This is a genomic window from Bradyrhizobium sp. CCBAU 65884, assembly GCF_028128835.1.
In the GTDB taxonomy this organism is placed as follows: Bacteria; Pseudomonadota; Alphaproteobacteria; order Rhizobiales; family Xanthobacteraceae; genus Bradyrhizobium; species Bradyrhizobium ottawaense.
Window position 1 is genome coordinate 200,925 of sequence record NZ_LBJU01000122.1, and the last position, 6,366, is coordinate 207,290.

6 protein-coding genes and 1 pseudogene are annotated in these 6,366 nt (G+C 64.7%); 6 read left to right on the top strand and 1 reads right to left on the bottom strand.

The features are described 5' to 3' along the window. Positions 1–78: 78 nt before the first annotated feature. The 6 genes from fabG to gmk all read left to right on the top strand — a co-directional run bounded on the left by fabG (position 79) and on the right by gmk (position 5,809). Positions 79–816: a 3-oxoacyl-[acyl-carrier-protein] reductase gene (fabG, locus tag XI03_RS23790; protein ID WP_028145024.1), complete on the top strand. Its 738-nt coding sequence runs from the start codon at positions 79–81 to the stop codon at positions 814–816. 313 nt (positions 817–1,129) lie between these two features. After that, positions 1,130–1,369, top strand: a complete 240-nt coding sequence (locus tag XI03_RS23795) for an acyl carrier protein (RefSeq protein ID WP_008130699.1) — start codon at positions 1,130–1,132, stop codon at positions 1,367–1,369. A gap of 108 nt (positions 1,370–1,477) precedes the next feature. Then, positions 1,478–2,743, top strand: coding sequence for a beta-ketoacyl-ACP synthase II (fabF, locus tag XI03_RS23800; protein ID WP_095424743.1), 1,266 nt, complete (start codon positions 1,478–1,480; stop codon positions 2,741–2,743). 125 nt (positions 2,744–2,868) lie between these two features. Continuing rightward, positions 2,869–4,143 carry an endolytic transglycosylase MltG gene (mltG, locus tag XI03_RS23805; protein ID WP_028145022.1) on the top strand — a complete coding sequence of 425 codons (1,275 nt, stop codon included), beginning with the start codon at positions 2,869–2,871 and terminating at the stop codon, positions 4,141–4,143. Between the two features lie 115 nt (positions 4,144–4,258). Then, the gene (locus XI03_RS23810) at positions 4,259–5,146 is read left to right on the top strand and encodes a YicC/YloC family endoribonuclease (protein ID WP_038946510.1); all 888 of its coding nucleotides are present in this window, start codon (positions 4,259–4,261) and stop codon (positions 5,144–5,146) included. Between the two features lie 3 nt (positions 5,147–5,149). Next, positions 5,150–5,809 carry a guanylate kinase gene (gene gmk, locus XI03_RS23815; protein ID WP_028145020.1) on the top strand — a complete coding sequence of 220 codons (660 nt, stop codon included), beginning with the start codon at positions 5,150–5,152 and terminating at the stop codon, positions 5,807–5,809. Here gmk and XI03_RS23820 read toward each other — a convergent pair. Continuing rightward, positions 5,742–6,366 (bottom strand): annotated as a pseudogene (locus tag XI03_RS23820) (hypothetical protein); the annotation flags it as partial. The gene gmk and the pseudogene XI03_RS23820 sit on opposite strands and share 68 nt — an antisense overlap.

Below are 6,366 nucleotides of genomic sequence, written 5' to 3' on the forward strand. Positions count from 1 at the left end.
TTGAGTTTTTCAGTTTACGCACGATCTTTCGGAAACCGCTGCGCACTTTTCCGGATCGTGCTTTGGAGGAGTTTTTCGATGTTCGATCTGACTGGTAAAAAGGCGCTCGTCACCGGCGCGACCGGCGGCATCGGCGGCGCGATCGCGCAGGCGCTGCACGCGCAGGGTGCGACCGTTGCGATATCAGGAACGCGCAAGGAGGTGCTGGATGAGCTTGCCGGCAAGCTCGGCGAGCGCACCTTTGTGTTGCCCTGTAATCTTTCCAAGGCCGACGAGGTCGAGGCGCTGGTGCCCGCTGCGGAAGCGGCAATGGGCCAGGTCGACATCCTCATCGCCAATGCCGGCATCACCCGCGACAATCTCTTCGTGCAGCTCCGGGACGAGGATTGGGAGGAGGTCATCAACATCAATCTGACCTCGACCTTCCGCCTGGCGCGCGCCGCCACCAAGCTGATGATGCGCAAGCGCTTCGGCCGCATCGTCGCCATCACCTCGGTGGTCGGCGTCACCGGCAATCCCGGGCAGGGCAATTACACGGCGTCGAAGGCGGGCCTGATCGGCATGATCAAGACGCTGGGGGCCGAATACGCCAAGCGCGGCGTCACCGCCAACTGCATCGCGCCGGGCTTCATCAAGACGCCGATGACCGATGCGCTCAACGACAAGCAGCGCGAAACGATTCTGACCAAGGTTCCGGCCGCCCGCCTGGGAACGCCCGAGGATATCGCGGCGGCGGCCGTCTACCTCAGTTCGAACGAAGCAGCCTACGTCACCGGCCAGACCATTCACGTCAACGGCGGCATGGCCATGATCTGAAGCGTTCGTTCCGCACTGCCCACATGGGCTGTGGGGATGCGGCAAACGGCCGTTTCCGGAGGGAAATGAGGCTTGTAGTCAAGGCAATTGAAGTATGATAACCGGACGCTCAACGGATGGGCAAAGAACGCCATTGCAGGTTTTTGAAACCCTGTATATTGGCGATGCGGAGCCTTGGCCGTCGTTCGCCGGGCCCTGTATCGGTTAGGATGGGGCCAAATCAAAGTTCGTAAGCGAAGGCAAGTAACACGACCACGACGGCTCGTATCGTCCCGGGGGGTCGGGTCTACAGGGAACAACACGAGGTTATGCAATGAGTGACATTGGCGAACGGGTTAAGAAGATCGTGGTCGAACACCTTGGTGTTGAACCCGAGAAGGTTGTCGACGCCGCGAGCTTCATCGACGACCTCGGCGCCGACAGTCTGGACACCGTCGAGCTGGTGATGGCGTTCGAAGAAGAATTCGGTTGCGAGATTCCGGACGACGCTGCGGAAACGATTCTCACCGTCGGCGACGCCACGAAGTTTCTCGAGAAGAACGCGAAGAGCTAAGGCTCTTCATTTTCGCGGGGACAACATTGAAACCGGACGGGCCGCTTCCCAGCGGTCAGCCGGTTTCTTGTTATTGGCCGTGAATCTTTCGATGCGGAGTTTTCGGATATGAGGCGGGTTGTCGTCACTGGTCTCGGCATGGTGTCGCCACTCGGCTGCGGCGTCGAACCGACCTGGAAGCGCATCCTCAACGGCGAGAGCGGTGCGCGCAGGATCGAGAGCTTCGATGTCTCCGATCTTCAGACCAAATACGCCTGCACGGTCGTGCGCGGCGACGGCACCAACGACACCTTCAATCCCGACAAGTGGATGGAGCCGAAGGACCAGCGCAAGGTCGACGACTTCATCATCTTCGGCATGGCCGCAGCCGGCCAGGCGCTCGACGACGCCAACTGGCATCCCGAGACCGAAGAGGACAAATGCGCAACCGGCACCATGATCGGGTCGGGCATCGGCGGCCTCAACGGCATTGCCGAGACCGCGATCCTGCTCAAGGAGCGCGGACCGCGCCGGGTGTCGCCGTTCTTCATTCCGGGCCGCCTGATCAATCTGGCTTCCGGCTACGTCTCGATCGCGCACGGACTGAAGGGACCGAACCATTCGGTGGTCACGGCCTGCTCGACCGGCGCACACGCCGTCGGCGATGCCGCCCGGCTGATCGCGCTGGGCGATGCCGATGTGATGGTCGCTGGCGGCGCGGAATCGCCGATCAGCCGCATCGGCATTGCCGGCTTCAACGCCGCGCGCGCGCTGTCGACCGGTTTCAACGAGGCACCCGAAAAGGCCTCGCGTCCCTACGACAAGGACCGTGACGGTTTCGTGATGGGCGAGGGCGCCGGAGTCCTGGTGCTCGAGGAGCTCGAGCACGCCCGGCGCCGCGGCGCCAGGATCTATGCCGAGGTGATCGGCTACGGTCTTTCGGGTGATGCCTATCACATTACGTCGCCTTCGCCCGACGGCGATGGCGGCTTCCGCAGCATGTCTGCCGCGCTCAAGCGCGCCGGCCTGACCGCCTCCGATCTCGACTACATCAACGCGCACGGCACCTCGACGCCGCTCGGCGACGAGATCGAGCTCGGCGCCGTCGAGCGTCTGCTTGGCAATGCCGCCTCCAAGGTTGCGATGTCCTCGACCAAATCGTCGACGGGTCATCTCCTCGGCGCGGCCGGTGCGATCGAGGCGATCTTCGCCATTCTCGCGATTCGCGATAATGTCGTGCCGCCGACGATCAACCTCGACAATCCGTCGGTGGAGACTGCGATCGATCTCGTGCCGCATACGGCGAAGAAGCGTGAGGTCAACGTCGCCCTGTCGAACTCGTTTGGTTTTGGCGGTACCAATGCGTCGGTGATCGTCCGGCGCCTCGCCAGTTAGTTTAAGTTTGAGACGAATCCACCGTTTTGCCGTATTCGGCGATAGTCATGGAAGTGGGCGCGTGCATTTGGCAGGGCAAGCGATTGTCGGGCCGCGATTGAACCGGCAGGATTCAGGTTGTTTCGATGAGTGAAAGGCCGCCCATTTCGCCCCGGAGTCCGCGGGCAGCGCTCGAGCCCGAGCAGGTCCCGCCGCCGCCGAAGCGATCGGACCGTGCGCGCAATCCTTTCGTGGTCGTCGGCAACGCCATCATCACCCTCCTGCTGATCGCCATGCTCGGCGCCGGCGGCATCTATTATTACGGCCGGCAAGTGCTCGAGGCGCCCGGGCCGCTCAAGGATGACAAGATCGTCAACATCCCCCAGCGTGCGGGCAAGCGCGACATCGCCGAGACGCTGAACCGGGAAGGCGTGACCGACATCAACCCGTGGGTGTTCATCGCCAGCGTTGCCGCGTTGAAGGCGAGCTCGGACCTCAAGCCGGGCGAATATTCGTTCCAGAAGAACGCATCGCTGCGCGACGTCATCGCCACCATCGTCGAGGGCAAGGTGGTGCAGCATGCCGTCACGATTCCGGAGGGTCTGACCTCCGAGCAGATCGTGGCGCGCCTGTCCGACAACGACATCTTCACCGGCAGCGTGCGCGAGCTGCCGCGCGAGGGCACGCTGCTGCCCGAGACCTACAAATTCCCGCGCGGCACCCCGCGTGATCAGGTGGTCCAGCGCATGCAGCAGGCGCACAAACGCGTGCTCGCCGAGATCTGGGAGCGCCGCAATCAGGACATTCCGGTCAAGACGCCGGAGCAGCTGGTGACGCTCGCCTCCATCGTCGAGAAAGAAACCGGAAAGCCCGACGAGCGCAGCCGTGTCGCCGCGGTGTTCACCAACCGGCTGAAGCAGCGGATCAAGCTGCAGTCGGATCCGACCATCATCTATGGCCTCGTCGGCGGCAAGGGCACGCTGGGCCGCCCGATCAAGCGCAGCGAGATCACGCAGCCCTCGCCCTACAACACCTATGTGATCGAGGGCCTGCCGCCGGGTCCGATCGCCAACCCCGGCCGCGCCTCGCTGGAGGCCGCCGCCAATCCGGCCCGCACCCGCGACCTCTTCTTCGTCGCCGACGGCACCGGCGGGCACGCCTTCACCGAGACTTACGACGCCCATCAGAAGAACGTCGCCAAGCTCCGCGCCATGGAAAAGCAGATCCAGAACGACACGGTGGAGCCGGCCGAGGATGCGCCGCCGCCCGCCGCCGTCGCACCCGGAGCTGCCGATACACCGACGGCGACCACGCCGGCCCGGCCCAACCAGCAGAAAAAGCCGCCGGCGGCACGCCCCGCCGCTCCAGCACCGGCGCGGCAGGGCGCGGTGCAGCCCTCGCCGCCGGTGGTCCAGCGCTAGGCGCGTTGCAGACCTGCTTGCGGGACTTTGCGGATTCCACTTTCCTGCAAAATAGTCTTAAGTTTCGCGTGGCTTGATGCCTCGCGAATCCCGTGTTTCTGGAGAATTTGACCTGATGGCGCTGTCGTCCATGACCGGCTTTGCGAGATGCCACGGCGCTAGCGGGCCGTACACCTTCGAATGGGAATTGAAGTCGGTCAACGCCAAGGGCTTTGACCTCAGGGTGCGGCTGCCGCAGGGGTTCGACGAGCTCGAGGCCCATGCCAAGAAACGCGCCGGCGAGCTGCTGTCGCGCGGCACCGTCTACGCCAATCTCACCGTCAAGCGCGCCAATGCCGCAGCCTCTGTCCGCGTCAACGAGGACGTGCTCAACGCCGTGCTGAAGGCCGCCGCCATGATCGCCGGCAAGGTCGACGCGGTGGCGCCGAGCATCGACGGCCTGCTCGCCATCAAGGGCGTCGTCGAGGTTGCCGAGCCCGAGGGCGAGGAGGAGGAGGACAAGGCCGCGCGGATCGCCGCCGCCGAGGCTTTCGACAAGGCGCTCGCCGATCTCGTCGAGATGCGCAAGCGCGAGGGCTCGTCGCTCGGGCAGATCCTGACCCAGCGGGTCGACGAGGTCGAGCAATTGGCGAAGAGGGCGGAAGCCGCGCCCGGCCGCAAGCCGGAGGCGATCAAGGCCAGGCTTGCCGAACAGATCGCGAGCCTGCTCGACACCTCCGACCGTTTCGATTCCGACCGCCTGATGCAGGAGGCGATCCTGATCGCCACCCGGGCGGACATCCGCGAGGAGCTCGACCGCATCGCGTCCCACATCGCGCAGGCGCGCGAGCTGATCGGCAAGGGTGGCCCGATCGGCCGCAAGCTCGACTTCCTGGCGCAGGAGTTTCACCGCGAGGTCAACACCTGCTGCTCGAAGTCGAACGACATCGAGCTGACCAATACGGGCCTCGCCATGAAGAACGTGGTCGAGCAGTTCCGCGAGCAGGTCCAGAATCTGGAGTGATCGATGACGAGCGGCGGTCACGGAACTGACGGTGTCGAGCGGCGCGGATTGATGTTCGTGCTGTCCTCGCCCTCGGGCGCGGGCAAGACGACGCTGTCGCGTCTTTTGATCGACCGCATGTCCGGCCTGAAAATGTCGGTATCCGCGACCACGCGGCCGATGCGGCCGGGCGAGGTCAACGGCAAGGACTATCTGTTCGTCGACAAGCCCCGCTTCGAGGCGATGGTGAAGGGCGATGAGCTGCTGGAATGGGCCACCGTGTTCGACAACAGCTACGGTACGCCGCGCAGCCCCGTCGAAGCCGCGCTATCGTCCGGGCAGGACGTGCTGTTCGACATCGACTGGCAAGGCACGCAGCAGCTGCGCGAAAAAGCCCGCGCCGACGTCGTCAGCGTCTTCATCCTGCCGCCCTCGGCGGCGGATCTCGAAAAGCGCCTGCATTCGCGCGCGCAGGATTCCGACGAGGTGATCCGCAAGCGCATGAGCCGGGCCAGCCACGAGATGAGTCACTGGGCCGAGTACGACTACATCGTGATCAACCACGACGTCGACGAGGCGTTTGCCGAGGTGCAGTCGATCCTGAAGGCCGAGCGCCTCAAGCGCGAGCGGCGGATTGGCCTCGTTGGTTTCGTACGAGCTCTGCAAGCTCAGCTTCAGGGCTAGGCTGCGGCAGCCGCGGCCCTTGCTTCGCCAGCCGTTCCAGCATCGCGGTGATCACGTCGACGTCGACGGCTTCCCCAGCCTGCGCATCTACCTGAGCATCTTCATGGCGATCGACGGGCTCTTCGTCGGCCGTATCTTTGACCGCGAGCCGGGGCGCCGATGCCTCGATCTCGAACTTTCCGTTGAAGATGTCGGCCTTGTCGAGCTCGGCGGCCTTGTTGCGAATGGACGCGGATTGCGCCGCGATCCTGCCGATCTCCCTGGTGAAGGCGGCGATTTGCGCGGTCTGCGGCGGCCGAACTTCATCGAAGTCGACGGGGCCCTGCTGTGCGCGCGGCGTGACGGCCGGCTCCGCACCGAGCCAGGGCGCGCGGCTTGCGTCATGGTCCTGCGGCGTCCAATCGTCCCAACGTCCGCGGCGGTCGGCGGCCTGGACGCGGAGGCGTCCGCCGGCGAAGCGGTAGATGATGCTGGCGAGGATGCCGGCGAGCGCCAGCGCGCCGCCGATCACGAGCAGCAGCATCTGCACCGAGCCGGCCGGCTTGTCGGCGGAGCCG

What these genes read in the sequence shown, in the direction of transcription:
- XI03_RS23795 (WP_008130699.1), top strand. Translation starts at nt 1,130, where the DNA reads ATGAGTGACATTGGCGAACGGGTTAAGAAGATCGTGGTCGAACACCTT.
- mltG (WP_028145022.1), top strand. Translation starts at nt 2,869, where the DNA reads ATGAGTGAAAGGCCGCCCATTTCGCCCCGGAGTCCGCGGGCAGCGCTC.
- fabF (WP_095424743.1), top strand. Translation starts at nt 1,478, where the DNA reads ATGAGGCGGGTTGTCGTCACTGGTCTCGGCATGGTGTCGCCACTCGGC.
- fabG (WP_028145024.1), top strand. Translation starts at nt 79, where the DNA reads ATGTTCGATCTGACTGGTAAAAAGGCGCTCGTCACCGGCGCGACCGGC.
- XI03_RS23810 (WP_038946510.1), top strand. Translation starts at nt 4,259, where the DNA reads ATGGCGCTGTCGTCCATGACCGGCTTTGCGAGATGCCACGGCGCTAGC.
- gmk (WP_028145020.1), top strand. Translation starts at nt 5,150, where the DNA reads ATGACGAGCGGCGGTCACGGAACTGACGGTGTCGAGCGGCGCGGATTG.